Source organism: Streptomyces chartreusis NRRL 3882 (assembly GCF_900236475.1).
GTDB lineage: Bacteria > Actinomycetota > Actinomycetes > Streptomycetales > Streptomycetaceae > Streptomyces > Streptomyces chartreusis_D.
This window is the reverse complement of the sequence record NZ_LT963352.1, coordinates 3,646,211-3,667,348: the sequence shown is the minus strand read 5'-3', so window position 1 is coordinate 3,667,348 and position 21,138 is coordinate 3,646,211. Positions and strand designations below refer to the sequence as shown.

Annotated in this window: 17 protein-coding genes and 1 tRNA gene; 16 read left to right on the top strand and 2 right to left on the bottom strand. The window is 68.0% G+C overall.

What is annotated here, in order from left to right; all coding sequences use genetic code 11:
- Nucleotides 1–5: 5 nt before the first annotated feature.
- The 5 genes from SCNRRL3882_RS16340 (at nt 6) to SCNRRL3882_RS16320 (ending at nt 4,203) form a co-directional block, all read left to right on the top strand.
- Nucleotides 6–434 (top strand): MaoC family dehydratase, encoded by a 429-nt coding sequence (locus SCNRRL3882_RS16340; protein ID WP_010036813.1) that lies wholly within the window; start codon nt 6–8, stop codon nt 432–434.
- Nucleotides 435–545: 111 nt separating this feature from the next.
- The gene (locus tag SCNRRL3882_RS16335) at nt 546–1,115 is read left to right on the top strand and encodes a TetR/AcrR family transcriptional regulator (protein ID WP_010036811.1); all 570 of its coding nucleotides are present in this window, start codon (nt 546–548) and stop codon (nt 1,113–1,115) included.
- 93 nt (nt 1,116–1,208) lie between these two features.
- Complete coding sequence (locus SCNRRL3882_RS16330) at nt 1,209–2,645, top strand: MFS transporter (RefSeq protein WP_010036808.1); 1,437 nt, start codon at nt 1,209–1,211, stop codon at nt 2,643–2,645.
- A 26-nt stretch (nt 2,646–2,671) separates the two neighbouring features.
- The gene (locus SCNRRL3882_RS16325) at nt 2,672–3,052 is read left to right on the top strand and encodes a hypothetical protein (protein ID WP_010036807.1); all 381 of its coding nucleotides are present in this window, start codon (nt 2,672–2,674) and stop codon (nt 3,050–3,052) included.
- Between the two features lie 71 nt (nt 3,053–3,123).
- Entirely contained in the window at nt 3,124–4,203 is a 1,080-nt protein-coding gene (locus SCNRRL3882_RS16320) for a UDP-N-acetylmuramate dehydrogenase (RefSeq protein WP_267880836.1), read from the top strand.
- Nucleotides 4,204–4,352: 149 nt separating this feature from the next.
- Here SCNRRL3882_RS16320 and SCNRRL3882_RS16315 read toward each other — a convergent pair whose 3' ends face one another.
- The gene (locus SCNRRL3882_RS16315) at nt 4,353–5,384 is read right to left on the bottom strand and encodes an adenosine deaminase (protein WP_010036803.1); all 1,032 of its coding nucleotides are present in this window, start codon (nt 5,382–5,384) and stop codon (nt 4,353–4,355) included.
- Nucleotides 5,385–5,515: 131 nt separating this feature from the next.
- The gene (locus SCNRRL3882_RS16310; protein WP_010036802.1) at nt 5,516–6,742 is read right to left on the bottom strand and encodes a pyridoxal phosphate-dependent aminotransferase; all 1,227 of its coding nucleotides are present in this window, start codon (nt 6,740–6,742) and stop codon (nt 5,516–5,518) included.
- Nucleotides 6,743–7,048: 306 nt separating this feature from the next.
- Here SCNRRL3882_RS16310 and SCNRRL3882_RS16305 point away from each other — a divergent pair.
- The 11 genes from SCNRRL3882_RS16305 (at nt 7,049) to SCNRRL3882_RS16250 (ending at nt 21,116) form a co-directional block, all read left to right on the top strand.
- A tRNA-Trp gene (locus tag SCNRRL3882_RS16305) sits at nt 7,049–7,121 on the top strand.
- Nucleotides 7,122–7,229: 108 nt separating this feature from the next.
- A complete protein-coding gene (gene secE / locus SCNRRL3882_RS16300; protein WP_010036800.1) occupies nt 7,230–7,514 on the top strand; it encodes a preprotein translocase subunit SecE in 285 nt (94 codons plus the stop codon).
- Between the two features lie 80 nt (nt 7,515–7,594).
- The gene (nusG, locus tag SCNRRL3882_RS16295; protein WP_010036798.1) at nt 7,595–8,419 is read left to right on the top strand and encodes a transcription termination/antitermination protein NusG; all 825 of its coding nucleotides are present in this window, start codon (nt 7,595–7,597) and stop codon (nt 8,417–8,419) included.
- A 164-nt stretch (nt 8,420–8,583) separates the two neighbouring features.
- Nucleotides 8,584–9,018: a 50S ribosomal protein L11 gene (rplK, locus tag SCNRRL3882_RS16290; RefSeq protein ID WP_010036796.1), complete on the top strand. Its 435-nt coding sequence runs from the start codon at nt 8,584–8,586 to the stop codon at nt 9,016–9,018.
- A gap of 76 nt (nt 9,019–9,094) precedes the next feature.
- Nucleotides 9,095–9,820, top strand: a complete 726-nt coding sequence (gene rplA, locus SCNRRL3882_RS16285) for a 50S ribosomal protein L1 (RefSeq protein WP_010036794.1) — start codon at nt 9,095–9,097, stop codon at nt 9,818–9,820.
- Between the two features lie 128 nt (nt 9,821–9,948).
- Nucleotides 9,949–10,809 (top strand): hypothetical protein, encoded by an 861-nt coding sequence (locus SCNRRL3882_RS16280; RefSeq protein ID WP_010036792.1) that lies wholly within the window; start codon nt 9,949–9,951, stop codon nt 10,807–10,809.
- Nucleotides 10,810–10,904: 95 nt separating this feature from the next.
- On the top strand, nt 10,905–11,732 hold the full coding sequence (locus tag SCNRRL3882_RS16275) for a hypothetical protein (RefSeq protein WP_029180958.1): 828 nt from the start codon (nt 10,905–10,907) through the stop codon (nt 11,730–11,732).
- 292 nt (nt 11,733–12,024) lie between these two features.
- On the top strand, nt 12,025–12,555 hold the full coding sequence (gene rplJ / locus SCNRRL3882_RS16270; RefSeq protein ID WP_010036787.1) for a 50S ribosomal protein L10: 531 nt from the start codon (nt 12,025–12,027) through the stop codon (nt 12,553–12,555).
- A gap of 114 nt (nt 12,556–12,669) precedes the next feature.
- Entirely contained in the window at nt 12,670–13,059 is a 390-nt protein-coding gene (gene rplL / locus SCNRRL3882_RS16265; protein ID WP_003998852.1) for a 50S ribosomal protein L7/L12, read from the top strand.
- A 574-nt stretch (nt 13,060–13,633) separates the two neighbouring features.
- The gene (gene rpoB / locus SCNRRL3882_RS16255; RefSeq protein ID WP_010036784.1) at nt 13,634–17,119 is read left to right on the top strand and encodes a DNA-directed RNA polymerase subunit beta; all 3,486 of its coding nucleotides are present in this window, start codon (nt 13,634–13,636) and stop codon (nt 17,117–17,119) included.
- Between the two features lie 97 nt (nt 17,120–17,216).
- Nucleotides 17,217–21,116: a DNA-directed RNA polymerase subunit beta' gene (locus tag SCNRRL3882_RS16250; RefSeq protein WP_010036783.1), complete on the top strand. Its 3,900-nt coding sequence runs from the start codon at nt 17,217–17,219 to the stop codon at nt 21,114–21,116.
- Nucleotides 21,117–21,138 lie beyond the last annotated feature (22 nt).

The following is a 21,138-nucleotide window of genomic DNA, read 5'->3' as shown; positions in this document are numbered from 1 at the left end:
ATCCCATGACGGCGAAGATCTCCTACTCCGACGTCGAGGTCGGCACCGAACTGCCCGCGCAGACCTTCCCGGTGACCCGCGCGACCCTCGTCCAGTACGCGGGCGCCTCCGGCGACTTCAACCCGATCCACTGGAACGAGAAGTTCGCCAAGGAGGTCGGCCTGCCGGACGTCATCGCGCACGGCATGTTCACCATGGCCGAGGCGATCCGCGTGGTCACCGACTGGGCCGGCGACCCGGGCGCGGTCGTCGAGTACGGCGTCCGCTTCACCAAGCCCGTGGTCGTGCCCAACGTCGACAAGGGCGCCGAGATCCAGGTCAGCGGCAAGGTCGCGGCCAAGCTCGACGACAACACGGTCCGCGTGGACCTGACGGCGACGAGCGCCGGGCAGAAGGTGCTGGGCATGTCGCGTGCGGTCGTGCGGCTGGCCTGAGACGGCAGATTGCCGGGTAAGGGGCGTCCTCCATCGCGGGGCGCCCCTTACCCGTATGCGATCAGCGGCAGCCGCTTGACGTAGTTAGTGATTGAGTACTAACTTACTCGCATGGTCAGGATGAGCGCGGAGGAGAGGCGCGAGAGCGTCATCCGTGCGGCGATGATCGAATTCGCCCGCGGTGGCTACCACGGCACGTCGACCGAGGCGATCGCCCGACGGGTCGGGGTCTCGCAGCCGTATCTCTTCAGGCTCTTCCCCGGCAAGAAGGCGATCTTCCTGGCGGCGGCCGAGCGGTGTGTGGAGGACACGATCCGCACCTTCGCGGACGCCTCGGAGGGGCTCGAGGGCGAAGAGGCCCTGCACGCCATGGGGAACGCGTACACCAAGGTCATCGCGGAGCGGCCCGAGCGGCTCATGATGCAGATGCAGATGTACGTCGCGGTGAAGGCCGCCGAGGAAGAGGGCGACCACGAGTTCGGCGAGTCGGTGCGCGCCGGCTGGATGCGGCTGTGGGACACGGTTCACCTGCCGCTGGGTGCCGACGTCAACGAGACGACGACCTTCATGGCCTACGGGATGCTCGTCAACTGCCTGGCGGCCATGGGCTTCCCTCCCGAGCACCGCGTCTGGGAGGGGCTGTACCCGTCGGCGCGGCTCAAGGGCCGGTTGGAGATCTGACAGGGAAGGCGAGAGTGCTGCGCTTTTTTCATGATCTCGAAAGTTAGTGGTCAATAACTAACCGATCAAGCGAATCACCTCTCTGGGGGAGAGATGTCACAGCAGACAGCACGCCGCGGGGGAGCCGCCTGGGCCCTCGTCATCACCAGCGTCGCCGGATTCATGGCGGCCCTCGACAATCTCGTCGTCACCACCGCCCTGCCCTCCATCCGCGAGGACCTCGGCGGGGGTCTGCACGATCTGGAATGGACCGTGAGCGCCTACACGCTCACCTTCGCCGTCCTGCTGATGTTCGGCGCGGCCCTCGGCGACCGGTTCGGCCGCCGCCGGCTCTTCACCGCCGGGCTCGCGGTCTTCACCGGCGCCTCCGCCGCGGCGGCCCTGGCACCCGGCATCGACTCCCTCATCGCCGCCCGCGCGATCCAGGGCGTCGGCGCGGCGGTGATGATGCCGCTCACGCTCACCCTGCTCACCGCGGCCGTGCCCGCCGCCAAGCGGGGCATGGCGTACGGCATCTGGGGAGCAGTCAACGGACTCGCCGTCGCCTCCGGGCCGCTGGTCGGCGGCACCCTCACCGAGCACATCTCCTGGCAGTGGATCTTCTGGCTGAACGTCCCGCTGGGCCTGGCCCTGCTGCCCCTCGCCCGCCTCCGCCTCGCCGAGTCCCACGGCACCGGCGCCCCGCTCGACATCCCCGGCACCCTGCTCGCCAGCGGCGGCCTCTTCGGCATCGTCTACGGCCTGGTCCGCGGCCCCGTCGACGGCTGGACCGGCTCGATGGTCCTGACGGGCCTGTTCGCGGGCTCCGCGCTGCTCGCCGGATTCGTCCTCTACAGCACGCGCGCCGCCAACCCCATGCTCCCGATGCGGCTGTTCCGCTCCCGGGCCTTCTCCGGCATCAACGCGGCGAGCCTGCTGATGTTCCTCGGCATGTTCGGCTCGATCTTCCTGCTCAGCCAGTACATGCAGGGGGTCCTCGGCTACTCGCCCACCGAGGCGGGCCTCAGGATGCTGCCCTGGACCGGCATGCCGATGCTGGTCGCCCCGATCGCCGGCATCCTCGCCGACCGCATCGGCGGCCGCCCGGTCGTCGCCGCGGGCCTGTTCCTCCAGGCCCTGGGCCTCGGCTACATGTCGGTCGTGGCCACGGCCGACGCCTCCTACGCCGCCCAGCTGCCCGCCCTGCTCGTCAGCGGCATCGGCATGGCCCTGTTCTTCGCCCCCGCCTCGCACCTGGTGATGTCCAGCGTCCGGCCCTCGGAGCAGGGCATCGCCTCCGGTGCCAACAACGCCCTGCGCGAGGTGGGCGGAGCGCTCGGCATCGCGGTCATGGCGTCGATCTTCGCGGCACAGGGCGGCTACGAGACCGGTCAGACCTTCGTCGACGGCATGCGCCCCGCTCTCGTGACGGGCTCCGCGGTGGTCGCCCTCGCGGGCGTCGCAGCCCTGCTGATCCCGACCCGGCGACGCACCGAGCGGCAGGCCGTCCCGGCCGAACCGGCACCCGTGCTGGAGACCGCTTCCCACTGACCCCGACGACCCGAAGGAGGAACAGCATGCCCACCCTTCCCTGGACCGTCCCCAACACCCCGCCCCGCGACACCGAGGTGCACGTCTTCGCCTCCCGCTTCGAGACGCGCACCCTGTGGGGAGCGCTGAAGTTCCTCGCCGGGACGCCCGCCGTCTGGCGCCAGGTGCGCCGCAGCCCCGGCGTCTACGGGGCGACTCTGAAGGCCAAGCCCTTCAAACGGACCTTCTGGACGCTGTCCGCCTGGGAGTCGAAGGCCGCACTCCAGGACTTCGTCCGCACGGGCGCCCACGGACCCGCTGCCCGGGGCCTGGCCCCGCAGATGAGGGACGCGAGCTTCACCACGTGGCAGGCGAGCAGCGACGACCTCCCGCTCTCCTGGTCGGAGGCGCTGCGCCGCCTGCCCTGAACGACACCACGCGCGCGTGCGGCCCTCGTCTCCCGGACGGGGGCCGCACCCACGCGTGCCGGAGCCGGTCAGTGCCGTCTCGTACTCTTGAGCCCGTGCAGGAACTCCACGACGCCCCTCTCGCCCCGCTGACCACCTTCCGGCTGGGCGGCCCCGCGACCCGCCTGATCACCGCGACGACGGACGACGAGGTGATCGCCGTCGTACGCGAAGCCGACGAGACGGGCACCCCGCTGCTCCTCATCGGCGGCGGCTCGAACCTGGTCATCGGCGACAAGGGCTTCGAGGGCACCGCCCTCGTCATCGCCACCAAGGGCTACTCCCTCGACGGCACCAGGCTGGAGCTGGCCGCCGGCGAGGTGTGGACCGACGCCGTCGCCCGCACGGTGGAGGCGGGCCTGGCCGGCATCGAGTGCCTGGCCGGCATCCCCGGCTCGGCGGGCGCGACCCCCATCCAGAACGTCGGGGCGTACGGCCAGGAGGTCTCCTCGACGATCACGGAGGTCGTCGCCTACGACCGCCGGACCGGTGAGACGGTCACCCTGGCCAACGAGGACTGCGCCTTCTCCTACCGCCACAGCCGCTTCAAGTCCGACCCGGAGCGATACGTGGTCCTGCGCGTCCGCTTTTCCCTGGAGGACGCCGGCGGTCTCTCCGCCCCCCTCAGGTACGCCGAGACGGCCCGTGCCCTCGGTGTCGAAGCCGGCGACCGCGTCCCGCTGGCCTCGGCCCGTGACACGGTTCTCAAGCTGCGGGCCGGCAAGGGCATGGTCCTGGACCCCGAGGACCACGACACCTGGTCGGCCGGGTCCTTCTTCACCAACCCGATCCTCACGGACACCGACTTCGCGACGTTCCGCGCGCGTGTGCGTGACCGGCTCGGAGACGGGGTGGAGCCGCCCGCGTATCCGGCCGGTGAGGGCCGTACCAAGACCTCCGCGGCCTGGCTGATCGACAAGGCGGGCTTCACGAAGGGGTACGGCGACGGGCCGGCCCGTATCTCCACGAAGCACACGCTGGCCCTCACGAACCGGGGCTCGGCGACCACGGAGGATCTGCTCGCCCTGGCCCGCGAGGTCGTGTCCGGGGTCCGCGAGGCCTTCGGGATCACGCTGGTGAACGAGCCGGTGACGGTCGGGGTCAGCCTGTAGGCACCCTGCACCGGTACCGAGGCCGGGCGGGCCCGCAGCCCGGCGGTACGGGGCGCCGCTGTGCCCACCCGTGCCGCCCCAGCGGCACGACTGCCCGCAGCTAGGGCGGCCCGCACCCGCGCACGGCCTCCCCGGCCACCCGATGGGCGCTACGACAGCAGCCAGTCGTCCACCCCGGCCAGCAGCTTCGTCTTCACATCCTCCGGCGCCGCCGACCCCCGTACCGACTGCCGCGCCACCTCCGCCAGTTCCTCGTCCGTGAACCCGTGATGCCGCCGCGCGATCTCGTACTGCGCCGCCAGCCGGGAGCCGAACAGCAGCGGATCGTCCGCGCCCAGCGCCATCGGGACACCCGCCTCGAACAACGTCCGCAGCGGCACGTCCTCCGGCTTCTCGTACACCCCCAACGCCACGTTCGACGCCGGGCACACCTCACAGGTCACACCCCGCTCGGCCAGCCGCCGCAGCAGCTGCGGGTTCTCCGCCGCCCGCACACCATGCCCGACCCGGTTCGCCCCCAGGTCGTCCAGACAGTCCCGCACCGACGACGCCCCCGCCAGCTCGCCCCCGTGCGGCGCCGACAGCAGCCCGGCCTCCCGGGCGATCGCGAACGCCCGGTCGAAGTCCCGCGCCATGCCCCGCCGCTCGTCGTTCGACAGCCCGAACCCGACGACCCCCCGGTCCGCGTACCGCACCGCCAGCCGCGCCAGGGTGCGCGCGTCCAGCGGGTGCTTCATCCGGTTCGCCGCGACCAGCACCCGCATCCCGAGCCCGGTGTCCCGCGACGTCGTCTCCACCGCGTCCAGGATGATCTCCAGCGCCGGGATCAACCCGCCCAGCCGCGGTGCGTACGACGTCGGATCGACCTGGATCTCCAGCCACCCCGACCCGTCCCGCAGATCCTCCTCCGCGGCCTCCCGCACCAGCCGCTGGATGTCCTCCGGCTCACGCAGACACGAGCGCGCCGCGTCGTACAGCCGCTGAAAGCGGAACCAGCCCCGCTCGTCCGTGGCCCGCAGTCTCGGCGGCTCTCCGCCGACCAGCGCATCGGTCAGCGCGTCGGGAAGACGCACGCCGTGCTTGTCGGCCAGTTCCAGCACGGTCGAGGGCCGCATCGACCCGGTGAAGTGCAGGTGCAGGTGGGCTTTCGGCAGCTCAGAGACATCACGTACACGCTCCATCCCAGGATCCTGCCGTACGCCTCAGCGGTCCCGGTAGCGGTTTCCCCTTTCGTGGTCTTGCTCGCACAAACAAATGGGGCACATACCGGATTCGGTATGTGCCCCAGAGCCGGAGACCGGCGAAGCGGACGTCAGTCCCGCGCCTCCGCCAGCAGCTTCTGCATCCGGCTCACACCCTCGACGAGATCCTCGTCACCCAGCGCGTACGACAGCCGCAGGTACCCGGGCGTGCCGAACGCCTCACCCGGCACCACCGCGACCTCGGCCTCCTCCAGGATCAGCGCGGCCAGCTCGACCGTGTCCTTGGGCCGCCGACCCCGGATCTCCTTGCCGACCAGCGCCTTCACCGACGGGTAGGCGTAGAACGCACCCTCCGGTTCCGGGCACACCACGCCGTCGATCTCGTTCAGCATCCGCACGATGGTCTTCCGGCGCCGGTCGAACGCCTCACGCATCTTCTCGACGGCGACCAGGTCGCCGGAGACGGCGGCCAGCGCGGCGGCCTGGGCGACGTTGGAGACGTTCGACGTGGCGTGCGACTGGAGGTTCGTCGCGGCCTTGACCACGTCCTTCGGGCCGATGATCCACCCGACCCGCCAGCCGGTCATCGCGTACGTCTTCGCGACACCGTTCACCACGATGCACCTGTCGCGCAGCTCGGGCAGCACCGCCGGCAGCGACACGGCGGAGGCGTCGCCGTAGACCAGGTGCTCGTAGATCTCGTCGGTCATCACCCACAGACCGTGCTCGACGGCCCAGCGGCCGATCGCCTCGGTCTCCTGCTCGCTGTAGACCGCGCCGGTCGGGTTGGACGGCGAGACGAACAGGACGACCTTCGTCTTCTCCGTACGGGCCGCCTCCAGCTGCTCGACGGTCACCCGGTAGCCGGTGGTCTCGTCGGCGACGACCTCGACCGGGACACCCCCGGCCAGCCGGATCGACTCCGGGTACGTCGTCCAGTACGGCGCGGGCACGATGACCTCGTCGCCCGGGTCGAGGATCGCGGCGAAGGCCTCGTAGATGGCCTGCTTGCCGCCGTTGGTGACGAGGATCTGCGACGCGTCGACCTCGTAGCCCGAGTCGCGCAGCGTCTTCGCGGCGATCGCGGCCTTCAGCTCGGGCAGACCGCCGGCCGGCGTGTAGCGGTGGAACTTCGGGTTCTTGCAGGCCTCGATCGCGGCCTCGACGATGTAGTCCGGAGTCGGGAAGTCGGGTTCACCGGCGCCGAAGCCGATCACCGGCCGCCCGGCGGCCTTGAGGGCCTTGGCCTTGGCGTCCACGGCGAGGGTGGCGGACTCGGAGATCGCGCCGACTCGGGCGGAGACCCGGCGCTCGGTGGGAGGGGTTGCAGCGCTCATGGGCCCCATCGTTTCAGACCGGAAACGTGCGCGGCACGGACGTTCCACAGACTGAACAACACCGGGCAAACCCTTGAACAACAGTCCGGATCGACCGCACGGCCTGGGCGATCTTCAGCCAGGGACCGGCCGTCCGCCCCCGGCTCCGCGGGCGATCTCCCGCCGACGAGGCCTCGCCGGAGCCCTTTCTGTTCGACGACCGGCCGCAGACCACGTACACTCTCACCTCGTTGGCCTCTCGCAGGCCGCGCCCGTTCGGTGCACACCAAGCATCCGGACGGATGCGGTACGTTGGGGGACACACAAAGGGTCGTAGCTCAATTGGTAGAGCACTGGTCTCCAAAACCAGCGGTTGGGGGTTCAAGTCCCTCCGGCCCTGCTACACACACCTTCGCCAGGATGTGTGCGCATGTACGTACAGCAATGCACCGCCGTGCGGCTCAGACCGGGCGCGGCACGGCCACGACCCGGAATCAGGTGAGGACGAGTGACGGACGCCGTGGGCTCCATCGACATGCCTGATGCCCAGGACGAGGCGCCGGAGTCCAAGAAGACCCGCAAGGGCGGCAAGCGCGGCAAGAAGGGCCCGCTGAAGCGGCTCGCTCTCTTCTACCGCCAGATCGTCGCGGAGCTGCGCAAGGTCGTCTGGCCGACCCGCAACCAGCTGACGACATACACGACCGTGGTGATCATCTTCGTGGTCATCATGATCGGCCTGGTCACCGTGATTGACTATGGACTCAGCCACGCCGCCAAGTACGTGTTCGGCTGAGCCGCCAGCGAAGAGCGCCGAGGTACCCGGCGCTCCTTTCGCATGTTCCACCCCTATGTATCCAGGAAGAAGCAGCCACCGTGTCTGACCCGAACGTGAACGACGCCATCGAGCCTGTCGAGTCCGTCGAGGACGAGCTCGACACCGTCGAGGGCGCGGACAGCGAGGACACCGAGACCTCCGCCGAGGTCGAGGCTGCCGACGCCGTCGCGGACGACGCCGCCGAGGCGGAGCCCGAGTCCGGTGAAGAGGCCGCGGAAGAAGCCGAGGAAGAGCCCGAGGACGACCGCGACCCGATCGAGAAGCTCCGCGAGGAGCTGCGGGTCCTGCCCGGCGAGTGGTACGTCATCCACACCTACGCCGGCTACGAGAACCGCGTGAAGACCAACCTGGAGCAGCGCGCCGTCTCGCTGAACGTCGAGGACTACATCTTCCAGGCCGAGGTGCCGCAGGAAGAGGTCGTCCAGATCAAGAACGGCGACCGCAAGACGATCAAGCAGAACAAGCTCCCGGGCTACGTCCTGGTCCGCATGGACCTGACGAACGAGTCCTGGGGTGTCGTCCGCAACACCCCCGGCGTCACCGGCTTCGTGGGCAACGCCTACGACCCGTACCCGCTGACCCTGGACGAGATCGTGAAGATGCTCGCCCCGGAGGCCGAGGAGAAGGCCGCCCGTGAGGCCGCCGAGGCCGAGGGCAAGCCGGCTCCGCAGCGCAAGGTCGAGGTCCAGGTGCTGGACTTCGAGGTGGGCGACTCGGTCACCGTCACCGACGGCCCGTTCGCCACGCTCCAGGCGACCATCAACGAGATCAACCCGGACTCGAAGAAGGTCAAGGGCCTCGTGGAGATCTTCGGCCGCGAGACGCCGGTCGAGCTCTCCTTCGACCAGATCCAGAAGAACTAGCAGCACCCCGGCTTCCGAGCAGGTCAGGCGAACGCTCGAGCGGACGCCTGACCTGCTCGGTTTTTGGCCGCACATGGATACCCGTTATCGTTGTGCGGTATGCCTCCATCCGGCTGATCCGGATCAGAGGCTGGAAACCTCTCACTAGGACCCGGAGAGAGCACATGCCTCCCAAGAAGAAGAAGGTCACGGGGCTCATCAAGCTCCAGATCCAGGCCGGTGCCGCCAACCCGGCCCCGCCGGTCGGTCCCGCGCTGGGCCAGCACGGCGTCAACATCATGGAGTTCTGCAAGGCCTACAACGCCGCGACCGAGTCGCAGCGTGGCTGGGTCGTGCCGGTGGAGATCACGGTCTACGAGGACCGTTCCTTCACCTTCATCACCAAGACCCCGCCGGCCGCGAAGATGATCCTCAAGGCCGCGGGCGTGGCGAAGGGCTCCAGCGAGCCGCACAAGACCAAGGTCGCGAAGATCACGCGCGACCAGGTCCGCGAGATCGCCACCACCAAGATGCCCGACCTCAACGTCAACGACCTGGACGCCGCCGAGAAGATCATCGCCGGCACCGCCCGTTCCATGGGCGTCACGGTCGAGGGCTGAGCCCCAACCCCATCCGCAGAAGTGGCAGGGCCTGCTCGGCCCGGACCACGACTCCTAAGAATCCACAGGAGCAGTAGTGAGCAAGCGCAGCAAGTCCCTTCGCGCTGCGGACGCCAAGATCGACCGGGAGAAGCTCTACGCCCCGCTCGAGGCCGTCCGTCTCGCCAAGGAGACCTCCACGACCAAGTTCGACGGCACCGTCGAGGTCGCCTTCCGTCTGGGTGTCGACCCGCGCAAGGCCGACCAGATGGTCCGTGGCACCGTGAACCTCCCGCACGGCACCGGTAAGACCGCCCGGGTCCTGGTCTTCGCGACCGGCGACCGTGCCGAGGCCGCGCGTGCCGCGGGCGCCGACATCGTCGGCGCCGACGAGCTGATCGACGAGGTGTCGAAGGGCCGTCTGGACTTCGACGCCGTCGTCGCCACCCCGGACCTCATGGGCAAGGTCGGCCGCCTCGGCCGGGTGCTCGGTCCGCGTGGTCTGATGCCGAACCCGAAGACCGGCACCGTGACCCCGGACGTGGCCAAGGCCGTGACCGAGATCAAGGGCGGCAAGATCGAGTTCCGCGTGGACAAGCACGCGAACCTGCACTTCATCATCGGCAAGTCGTCCTTCGACGACACCAAGCTGGTGGAGAACTACGGCGCGGCGCTGGAGGAGATCCTGCGTCTGAAGCCGTCCGCCGCCAAGGGCCGGTACATCAAGAAGGCCGCCATCACCACCACGATGGGCCCCGGCATCCCGGTCGACCCGAACCGCACCCGCAACCTCCTCGTCGAGGAGGACCCGGCCGCGGTCTGAGCCTGACGGCTCACCCAACCGGTCACGGGCCCCGCACCTCTTACAGGTGCGGGGCCCGTTCCCTTTTCCGGTACGTACGCCGGTGGCCTGGGTTAACGTGCGGGAACCGGATGCGAACGGGGGGACGTATGCAGGGCACGACCGTGCGCGGCGTGGGCCTGGTGCTGGCGGTGGCGAGCGCGCTGACGGGGGTGGCCGCCTGCACCTCACCGGACTCCTCCGACGGCCCAGGCAAGGACGACGACCGCGCCGCGCACGGCAGGTCCCTCGCGGCCCTGCGCTCCGCCGAGCGCGCGACCCAGCGGGCCGGGTCCGCCCGGGTCGAGTCCACGACGACCATGGGCGCGCTGATGTCCATGACCGCCGACGGCACCCTCGGCTGGGGCGATGCCATCACCGGGACGCTGACCATCACGTACACCGGCGGCACCCTGGCCGACACCATGCGCCGGCTCGGCAGCACCTCCATGGAGGCCCGCTACCTGCCCGACGCCTACTACGCGCGCATGGGCGAGAAGTTCGCCGAGCAGGCCGGCGGCAAGCACTGGATCCGGTACGCCTACGAGGACCTGGAAGCCGTCGCCGGCGGCTCCGGCGCCCACCTCGGCGACCAGATGCGCACCACCACGCCGAACCAGTCCGTCAAGCTCCTGCTGGCCTCCGGGGACGTCAGAAAGGCCGGAGAGGAGTCCGTGCGCGGCCGGCCCGCCACGCACTACTCCGGCACCGTGGCCGCCGCGGACGTCACCGACGCCGCCCTGAAGAAACAGCTCATCGAGGCCGGCGTCACCACCGAGACCGTCGACATCTGGATCGACGAGCGGAACCTGCTGGTCAAGAAGGTGGAGAAGGCGCGGATGAGCACGGGTCTGATGACCCAGACCGCGCACTACGGCGACTACGGCGTGCCCGTCCGGGCCCAGCGGCCCCCGCGGTCCGACACCGGGGACTTCGAGGACCTGATGCGGAAGAAGGCCGGTACGCCCTGAGCCCCCCCGTGAATCCGCATAGATCACTTGTGCCCCTCTGGGATAGGCTCACGGCCTTGCTGTGAAGCAATCAAGTATTCCTTGGGGGGAATCACATGAGGACATCCATACCTGTTGCCGGGCTGGGCGCCCTGCTCCTCGCCGCCGGTGCTGTCGGCTGCGGTTCGGAGCAGTCGCCGGAGATGACGCCCGCGGCCGCGGTCGCCAAGGCGGCGAAGAACACGGAGGACATCACGTCCCTCCGCTACCGCATGAGCGGCACGGTGCCGGAGTCGGGCCAGGTCAAGGGCGAGGCGTCGATGCGCCTGAAGCCCACGATCGCCATGAGCATGAAGATGACGGCGCCCGCTCAGGGAGCCACCGAGGCCATGGAGATCCGCCTCGTCGACAAGGCCATGTACATCGGTGGGGGAGCCGAGATGGCCAAGGAGATGGACGGCAAGACCTGGATGAAGTTCGACCTGTCCGGGTCCGACGCGGGCAAGGACCTGGACCAGCTGGGGTCCGCTAACCAGGCCGAGCAGAATCCGGCGGCGGAGTCCACCTTCCTCACGGGCGCCAAGGACGTGAAGAAGGTCGGCTCCGAGAAGGTCGAGGGCGTCGAGACGACCCACTACACGGGCACCGTCACGCTCAAGGACCTGCGCGCGTCCCTCAAGGGCGGCAAGGCGGACACCCGCGAGCAGCGCGAGAAGAGCATCAAGCAGTACGAGAAGCTGGGTGTCGACAAGCTCACGATGGACATGTGGGTCGACGGCGACGACCACACCAAGCAGTTCCGCATGAAGGGTGACGCCGACAAGGGCCCGCTCGACATGACCATCACCTTCCTCGACTACAACAAGCCGGTGAACGTCACGGCCCCGCCGGCCAAGGACGTCGCCGACCTCGCCGACCTGTTCAAGGAACTCGACGCGAGCTGATCCGTCGTACGGGCGGATTTGCTTGACGGCGATCCGTTCCCGTACCCTCCTACAGAAGCCAAAGACCGCTGGTCGTTTACCGCGCGCTCGGACGAGGGCGCGGTGGCCGAAGGATCCGCTGAACGGCGGACGGCCCGCGCAGGTGACACTGGAGAAGCTCCCGTAGTCCGCGCCCCGTGCGCGCGTACATACGGTCGAGCAGCGCCCCGTGCCCTGCGCCGGGGCGTTTCGTTTTCCCCAGTCCTCCTTCGGGTCCGCGCGGTCCGAATCACCCGGAAGGAGGCCGAGGCTCATGGCGAGGCCTGACAAGGTCGATGCCGTCGAGGAGATGCGGGACAAGTTCCGCGACTCCAACGGCGCTGTCGTTACTGCGTACACCGGTCTCACCGTGGCGCAGCTCCAGCAGCTGCGTCGTTCACTCGGTGAGAACGCTCATTACCGTGTGGCGAAGAACACGCTGACCAAGATTGCGGCCAACGAGGCCGGGATCACCGCGATCGACGACCTCTTCACGGGTTCGTCGGCCGTCGCCTTCGTGACCGGTGACCCGGTCGAGGCGGCGAAGGGTCTCCGTGACTTCGCCAAGGACAACCCCAACCTCGTCATCAAGGGCGGCGTCCTTGACGGCAAGGCGTTGTCCGCCGATGAGATCAAGAAGCTTGCGGACCTCGAGTCCCGCGAGGTTCTGCTCTCCAAGCTGGCCGGTGCCATGAAGGGCAAGCAGTCCCAGGCTGCCTCTGTCTTCCAGGCGCTGCCGTCGAAGCTCGTCCGCACCGTGGACGCGCTCCGTGCCAAGCAGGACGAGCAGGGCGGTGCCGAGTAACTCGGCTCGCATCCCGGCCGCCGCTGCCTGAACGCGACGACCGTAGCGGGCCAGACGTACGCCCGCCTCACATGTACATCCGGCACCTGCCGATTTAGTGGAAGGACCGCCATCATGGCGAAGCTCAGCCAGGAAGACCTGCTCGCGCAGTTCGAGGAGATGACCCTCATCGAGCTCTCCGAGTTCGTGAAGGCGTTCGAGGAGAAGTTCGACGTCACCGCCGCCGCGGCCGCCCCGGTCGTCGTCGCCGGTGGTGCCGCTGGTGGCGCCGCCGCCGAGGCCGCCGAGGAGAAGGACGAGTTCGACGTCATCCTCACCGGTGCCGGCGACAAGAAGATCCAGGTCATCAAGGTCGTGCGTGAGCTGACCTCCCTGGGCCTGAAGGAGGCCAAGGACCTGGTCGACGGTGCGCCGAAGCCGGTTCTGGAGAAGGTCAACAAGGAGGCCGCCGACAAGGCGAAGGAGTCCCTCGAGGGCGCCGGTGCCTCCGTCGAGGTCAAGTAAGACCTCCCGGATCCGCCAGGATCCACGACACGTCCCCCTGGGCGTGTAACGCGTAAGCGCCGAAGAGCGATCATCCATCCGGGTGGTCGCTCTTCGGCGTTTCCGGGGCCCGGCCACGGTTGCTTGCACCCTCTGTGGCGGGGGGTATGGTGATCTTCGTCGTGTCTCTGGGCGGGCCCCGGTTCGGGCAGGGGGGCCTTGACGAACCGCACGCAGCGCGCAATTCTCAGGACGCGTCGTCACAAGGATCCGAATCCGAGGTATGGATCGGCGACGAAGAGGGCAGTATCAACGTGCGTTGAGGGCAGCGCCTTGTCGCAGGAGTGGAACAACGAGGGTAAACACGGGTTTCAGAACCCGCACTGGACATCAGTGTGCCAAGTGGCTACACTGACCCTTTGCGCTGCCTGTTAGCTGTCCCCTGCCCGTCACCAGGGGTCTGCCCTCGCCCGAGCATCGACGACAAGACACGTCTGACCTGGCCCTTCGGCCCGATCGGACACAGCTTGTCTCCGTGTACGGGAGAGGGGCCGGTACGCGCGTAGTGAGTCCGAGCCCTCGGAAGGACCCCCTCTTGGCCGCCTCGCGCAACGCCTCGACCGCGAATACGAACAACGGCGCCAGCACTGCCCCGCTGCGCATCTCTTTTGCAAAGATCAAGGAGCCTCTCGAGGTTCCGAACCTGCTCGCGCTGCAGACCGAGAGCTTCGACTGGCTGCTCGGCAACACGGCCTGGCAGAGTCGGGTCGAGGAGGCTCTGGAGAACGGTCAGGACGTCCCCACCAAGTCCGGGCTCGAGGAGATCTTCGAGGAGATCTCCCCGATCGAGGACTTCAGCGGGTCGATGTCGCTGACCTTCCGCGACCACCGCTTCGAGCCGCCGAAGAACTCGATCGACGAGTGCAAGGAGCGCGACTTCACGTACGCGGCCCCGCTCTTCGTCACCGCCGAGTTCACCAATAACGAGACCGGTGAGATCAAGTCCCAGACGGTCTTCATGGGCGACTTCCCGCTCATGACGAACAAGGGCACCTTCGTCATCAACGGCACCGAGCGGGTCGTGGTGTCGCAGCTCGTCCGCTCGCCCGGTGTCTACTTCGACTCCTCCATCGACAAGACGTCCGACAAGGACATCTTCTCCGCCAAGATCATCCCGTCCCGGGGTGCCTGGCTGGAGATGGAGATCGACAAGCGCGACATGGTCGGTGTCCGCATCGACCGCAAGCGCAAGCAGTCCGTCACCGTCCTGCTCAAGGCGCTCGGCTGGACCACCGAGCAGATCCTCGAGGAGTTCGGCGAGTACGAGTCCATGCGCGCCACCCTGGAGAAGGACCACACCCAGGGCCAGGACGACGCGCTGCTCGACATCTACCGCAAGCTGCGCCCGGGCGAGCCCCCCACGCGTGAGGCCGCGCAGACGCTGCTGGAGAACCTGTACTTCAACCCCAAGCGCTACGACCTGGCCAAGGTCGGCCGCTACAAGGTCAACAAGAAGCTGGGTACGGACACCCCGCTGGACGCCGGGATCCTGACCGTCGAGGACATCATCGCGACGATCAAGTACCTGGTGAAGCTGCACGCCGGCGAGACCGAGACGGTCGGTGACAACGGCACGTCCGTGGTCGTCGAGACCGACGACATCGACCACTTCGGCAACCGCCGCCTGCGCAGCGTCGGCGAGCTCATCCAGAACCAGGTCCGCACGGGTCTGGCGCGGATGGAGCGTGTCGTCCGCGAGCGGATGACGACCCAGGACGTCGAGGCGATCACGCCGCAGACCCTGATCAACATCCGGCCGGTCGTCGCCTCCATCAAGGAGTTCTTCGGCACCAGCCAGCTGTCCCAGTTCATGGACCAGAACAACCCGCTGTCGGGTCTGACGCACAAGCGGCGTCTGTCCGCGCTCGGCCCGGGTGGTCTGTCCCGTGAGCGGGCCGGCTTCGAGGTCCGTGACGTGCACCCCTCGCACTACGGCCGCATGTGCCCGATCGAGACCCCCGAAGGCCCGAACATCGGTCTGATCGGCTCGCTCGCCACCTACGGCCGGGTGAACGCGTTCGGTTTCGTCGAGACCCCGTACCGCAAGGTGTTCGAGGGCCAGGTCACCGACCAGGTCGACTACCTCACGGCCGACGAGGAGGACCGCTTCGTCATCGCGCAGGCCAACGCGCCGCTGACGGACGACCTCCGCTTCGCCGAGGCCCGCGTGCTGGTCCGCCGTAAGGGCGGCGAGGTCGACTACGTCGGCCCCGAGGACGTGGACTACATGGACGTCTCGCCGCGCCAGATGGTGTCGGTCGCGACCGCCATGATCCCCTTCCTGGAGCACGACGACGCCAACCGTGCCCTCATGGGCGCGAACATGATGCGCCAGGCCGTTCCGCTGATCCAGGCGGAGTCCCCGCTCGTCGGCACCGGCATGGAGTACCGCTCCGCGGTCGACGCCGGCGACGTGGTCAAGGCCGAGAAGCCGGGTGTGGTCCAGGAGGTCTCCGCGGACTACATCACCACCGCCAACGACGACGGCACGTACATCACGTACCGCCTGGCCAAGTTCGCCCGCTCCAACCAGGGCACCTCGGTCAACCAGAAGGTCATCGTCGCCGAGGGCGACCGGATCATCGAGGGCCAGGTCCTCGCCGACGGTCCGGCCACCCAGCGAGGCGAGATGGCGCTGGGCAAGAACCTGCTCGTGGCGTTCATGCCGTGGGAGGGTCACAACTACGAGGACGCGATCATCCTGTCGCAGCGCCTCGTGCAGGACGACGTCCTCTCCTCGATCCACATCGAGGAGCACGAGGTCGACGCCCGTGACACCAAGCTCGGCCCCGAGGAGATCACCCGGGACATCCCGAACGTCTCCGAGGAGGTCCTCGCCGACCTCGACGAGCGCGGCATCATCCGCATCGGTGCCGAGGTCATCGCCGGTGACATCCTCGTCGGCAAGGTCACGCCCAAGGGTGAGACCGAGCTGACGCCCGAGGAGCGCCTGCTGCGCGCGATCTTCGGTGAGAAGGCCCGTGAGGTCCGTGACACCTCGCTGAAGGTGCCGCACGGTGAGACCGGCAAGGTCATCGGTGTGCGCGTCTTCGACCGCGAGGAGGGCGACGAGCTTCCCCCCGGTGTGAACCAGCTGGTGCGCGTCTACGTCGCGCAGAAGCGCAAGATCACCGACGGTGACAAGCTCGCCGGCCGCCACGGTAACAAGGGCGTCATTTCCAAGATCCTGCCGATCGAGGACATGCCGTTCCTGGAGGACGGCACCCCGGTCGACATCATCCTCAACCCGCTCGGTGTGCCGTCCCGGATGAACCCGGGTCAGGTCCTGGAGATCCACCTCGGCTGGCTCGCCAGCCAGGGCTGGGACGTCTCCGGTCTCGCCGACGAGTGGGCCCAGCGCCTCCAGGCCATCGACGCCGACCAGGTCCCGCCGCGGACCAACGTCGCGACGCCGGTCTTCGACGGTGCCCGCGAGGACGAGCTGGCCGGTCTGCTGGAGCACACCATCCCGAACCGCGACGGTGACCGCCTGGTCCTCCCGTCCGGCAAGGCACGGCTGTTCGACGGCCGCTCCGGTGAGCCGTTCCCGGACCCGATCTCGGTCGGGTACATGTACATCCTCAAGCTGCACCACCTGGTCGACGACAAGCTGCACGCCCGTTCGACCGGCCCGTACTCGATGATCACCCAGCAGCCGCTGGGTGGTAAGGCCCAGTTCGGTGGCCAGCGCTTCGGCGAGATGGAGGTGTGGGCGCTGGAGGCTTACGGCGCCGCGTACGCCCTCCAGGAGCTGCTGACCATCAAGTCCGACGACGTGACCGGCCGCGTGAAGGTCTACGAGGCCATCGTCAAGGGCGAGAACATCCCCGAGCCCGGCATCCCCGAGTCCTTCAAGGTGCTCATCAAGGAGATGCAGTCTCTCTGCCTGAACGTGGAGGTGCTGTCCAGCGACGGTATGTCCATCGAGATGCGTGACACCGACGAGGACGTCTTCCGCGCTGCGGAGGAGCTCGGCATCGACCTGTCCCGGCGCGAGCCGAGCAGCGTCGAAGAGGTCTGACGGGAGTCCGGCGGACCTTGGGAGACCCAAGGTCCGCCGGCCCCAGGACCCCCGTATCAGACCAAAGACTTACAACCCTGAGAGGGATTGACGCATAGTGCTCGACGTCAACTTCTTCGACGAGCTCCGGATCGGTCTGGCTACCGCTGACGACATCCGTCAGTGGAGCCACGGCGAGGTCAAGAAGCCCGAGACCATCAACTACCGCACGCTCAAGCCCGAAAAGGACGGACTCTTCTGCGAGAAGATCTTCGGTCCGACCCGGGACTGGGAGTGCTACTGCGGCAAGTACAAGCGCGTCCGCTTCAAGGGCATCATCTGTGAGCGCTGTGGCGTCGAGGTCACGCGCGCCAAGGTGCGCCGTGAGCGGATGGGCCACATCGAGCTCGCCGCGCCCGTCACGCACATCTGGTACTTCAAGGGCGTCCCGTCGCGGCTGGGTTACCTGCTCGACCTCGCCCCGAAGGACCTGGAGAAGGTCATCTACTTCGCGGCGTACATGATCACGTACGTCGACGAGGAGCGCCGTACGCGCGACCTGCCCTCGCTGGAGGCCCACGTCTCCGTCGAGCGCCAGCAGATCGAGCAGCGCCGCGACGCCGACCTGGAGGCCCGCGCCAAGAAGCTCGAGACCGACCTGGCCGAGCTGGAGGCCGAGGGCGCCAAGGCCGATGTGCGCCGCAAGGTGCGTGAGGGTGCCGAGCGCGAGATGAAGCAGCTGCGTGACCGTGCGCAGCGCGAGATCGACCGGCTCGACGAGGTGTGGAACCGCTTCAAGAACCTCAAGGTCCAGGACCTCGAGGGCGACGAGCTGCTCTACCGCGAGCTGCGTGACCGCTTCGGCACGTACTTCGACGGCTCGATGGGTGCCGCGGCGCTGCAGAAGCGCCTGGAGTCCTTCGACCTCGACGAGGAGGCCGAGAAGCTCCGCGAGATCATCCGGACCGGCAAGGGCCAGAAGAAGACCCGTGCGCTCAAGCGCCTGAAGGTCGTCTCCGCGTTCCTGCAGACCAGCAACAGCCCCAAGGGCATGGTGCTGGACTGCGTCCCGGTCATCCCGCCGGACCTGCGTCCGATGGTGCAGCTGGACGGTGGCCGCTTCGCGACCTCCGACCTGAACGACCTGTACCGCCGTGTGATCAACCGGAACAACCGCCTGAAGCGCCTTCTAGACCTCGGTGCGCCCGAGATCATCGTGAACAACGAGAAGCGCATGCTGCAGGAGGCCGTCGACGCGCTGTTCGACAACGGCCGCCGTGGCCGTCCGGTCACCGGTCCCGGTAACCGCCCGCTGAAGTCCCTCAGCGACATGCTGAAGGGTAAGCAGGGTCGCTTCCGTCAGAACCTGCTCGGTAAGCGTGTGGACTACTCCGCGCGTTCCGTGATCGTCGTCGGTCCGCAGCTGAAGCTGCACCAGTGCGGTCTGCCGAAGGCGATGGCGCTGGAGCTCTTCAAGCCGTTCGTGATGAAGCGCCTGGTCGACCTGAACCACGCGCAGAACATCAAGAGCGCCAAGCGGATGGTCGAGCGCGGCCGCACGGTCGTGTACGACGTGCTGGAAGAGGTCATCGCGGAGCACCCGGTTCTGCTGAACCGTGCGCCCACGCTGCACCGCCTCGGCATCCAGGCCTTCGAGCCGCAGCTGGTCGAGGGCAAGGCCATTCAGATCCACCCGCTCGTCTGCACCGCGTTCAACGCGGACTTCGACGGTGACCAGATGGCCGTGCACCTGCCGCTGTCCGCGGAGGCGCAGGCCGAGGCCCGCATCCTGATGCTGTCCTCGAACAACATCCTCAAGCCGGCCGACGGCCGCCCGGTGACGATGCCGACCCAGGACATGGTCCTCGGTCTGTTCTTCCTCACCACCGACGGCGAGATGCGCGACCTCAAGGGTGAGGGCCGTTCCTTCGCCTCGGTCGCCGAGGCGATCATGGCCTTCGACGCGGGCGAGCTGTCGCTCCAGTCGAGGATCGACGTCCGCTTCCCGGTCGGCACCATCCCGCCGCGCGGCTGGACCCCGCCGGCGCGTGAGGAGGGCGAGCCCGAGTGGCAGCAGGGTGACAGCTTCCGGCTGAACACCACCCTGGGCCGTGCGCTCTTCAACGAGCTGCTGCCCGAGGACTACCCGTTCGTCGACTACGAGGTCGGCAAGAAGCAGCTCTCCGAGATCGTCAACGACCTCGCCGAGCGCTACCCGAAGGTCATCGTGGCGGCGACGCTCGACAACCTGAAGGCGGCCGGCTTCTTCTGGGCGACCCGTTCCGGTGTCACCGTGGCCATCTCCGACGTCGTCGTTCCCGAGGCGAAGAAGGAGATCGTCAAGGGCTACGAGGCGCAGGACGAGAAGGTCCAGAAGCAGTACGAGCGCGGTCTGATCACCAAGGACGAGCGCACGCAGGAACTCATCGCGATCTGGACCAAGGCGACCAACGAGGTCGCCGAGGCGATGAACGACAACTTCCCGAAGACCAACCCGATCTTCATGATGGTGAACTCGGGTGCACGAGGCAACATGATGCAGATGCGTCAGATCGCCGGTATGCGTGGTCTGGTGTCGAACGCGAAGAACGAGACGATCCCGCGGCCCATCAAGGCGTCGTTCCGTGAGGGTCTGTCCGTGCTGGAGTACTTCATCTCCACGCACGGTGCCCGTAAGGGTCTGGCGGACACCGCTCTGCGTACCGCCGACTCGGGTTACCTCACCCGTCGTCTGGTCGACGTCTCCCAGGACGTCATCATTCGCGAGGAGGACTGCGGCACCGAGCGCGGTCTGCGTCTCAAGATCGCGAGCCGGAACGCCGAGGGCACGCTGCTCAAGGCGGAGGACGTCGAGACGTCCGTGTACGCGCGCTGCCTCGCCGAGGACATCGTGGTCGACGGCAAGGTGCTGGCCCCGGCCGGTACGGACCTCGGCGACGTGCTCATCGACGAGCTGGTCCGCCACGGCGTCGAGGAGGTCAAGACCCGCTCGGTCCTGACCTGCGAGTCCGCCGTCGGCACCTGCGCCATGTGCTACGGCCGTTCGCTGGCCACCGGCAAGCTGGTCGACATCGGTGAGGCGGTCGGCATCATCGCCGCCCAGTCCATCGGTGAGCCCGGTACCCAGCTGACGATGCGTACCTTCCACACCGGTGGTGTGGCCGGTGACGACATCACCCAGGGTCTGCCGCGTGTCGTCGAGCTCTTCGAGGCCCGTACCCCGAAGGGTGTCGCCCCGATCTCCGAGGCCTCCGGCCGCGTCCGGATCGAGGAGACCGAGAAGACCAAGAAGATCGTCATCACGCCGGACGACGGCAGCGACGAGACGGCGTACCCGATCTCGAAGCGCGCCCGACTCCTGGTCAGCGAGGGCGAGCACGTCGAGGTGGGCCAGAAGCTCACCGTGGGTGCCACCAACCCGCACGACGTGCTGCGCATCCTGGGCCAGCGTGCCGTCCAGGTCCACCTGGTCGGCGAGGTCCAGAAGGTGTACAACTCGCAGGGTGTGTCGATCCACGACAAGCACATCGAGATCATCATCCGGCAGATGCTCCGCCGCGTGACGATCATCGAGTCCGGCGACGCCGAGCTGCTGCCCGGCGAGCTGGTCGAGCGCTCGAAGTTCGAGACCGAGAACCGTCGTGTGGTCCAGGAGGGCGGTCACCCGGCCTCCGGTCGTCCGCAGCTCATGGGCATCACCAAGGCCTCGCTGGCCACGGAGTCCTGGCTGTCGGCGGCGTCCTTCCAGGAGACGACCAGGGTCCTCACGGACGCGGCGATCAACGCCAAGTCCGACTCCCTGATCGGCCTCAAGGAGAACGTCATCATCGGTAAGCTCATCCCGGCCGGTACGGGTCTGTCCCGCTACCGCAACATCCGGGTGGAGCCGACCGAGGAGGCCAAGGCCGCGATGTACTCGGCCGTCGGCTACGACGACATCGACTACTCGCCGTTCGGCACGGGCTCCGGCCAGGCCGTGCCGCTGGAGGACTACGACTACGGTCCGTACAACCAGTAAGCGAGTCGCTTGAGCCGAGGGC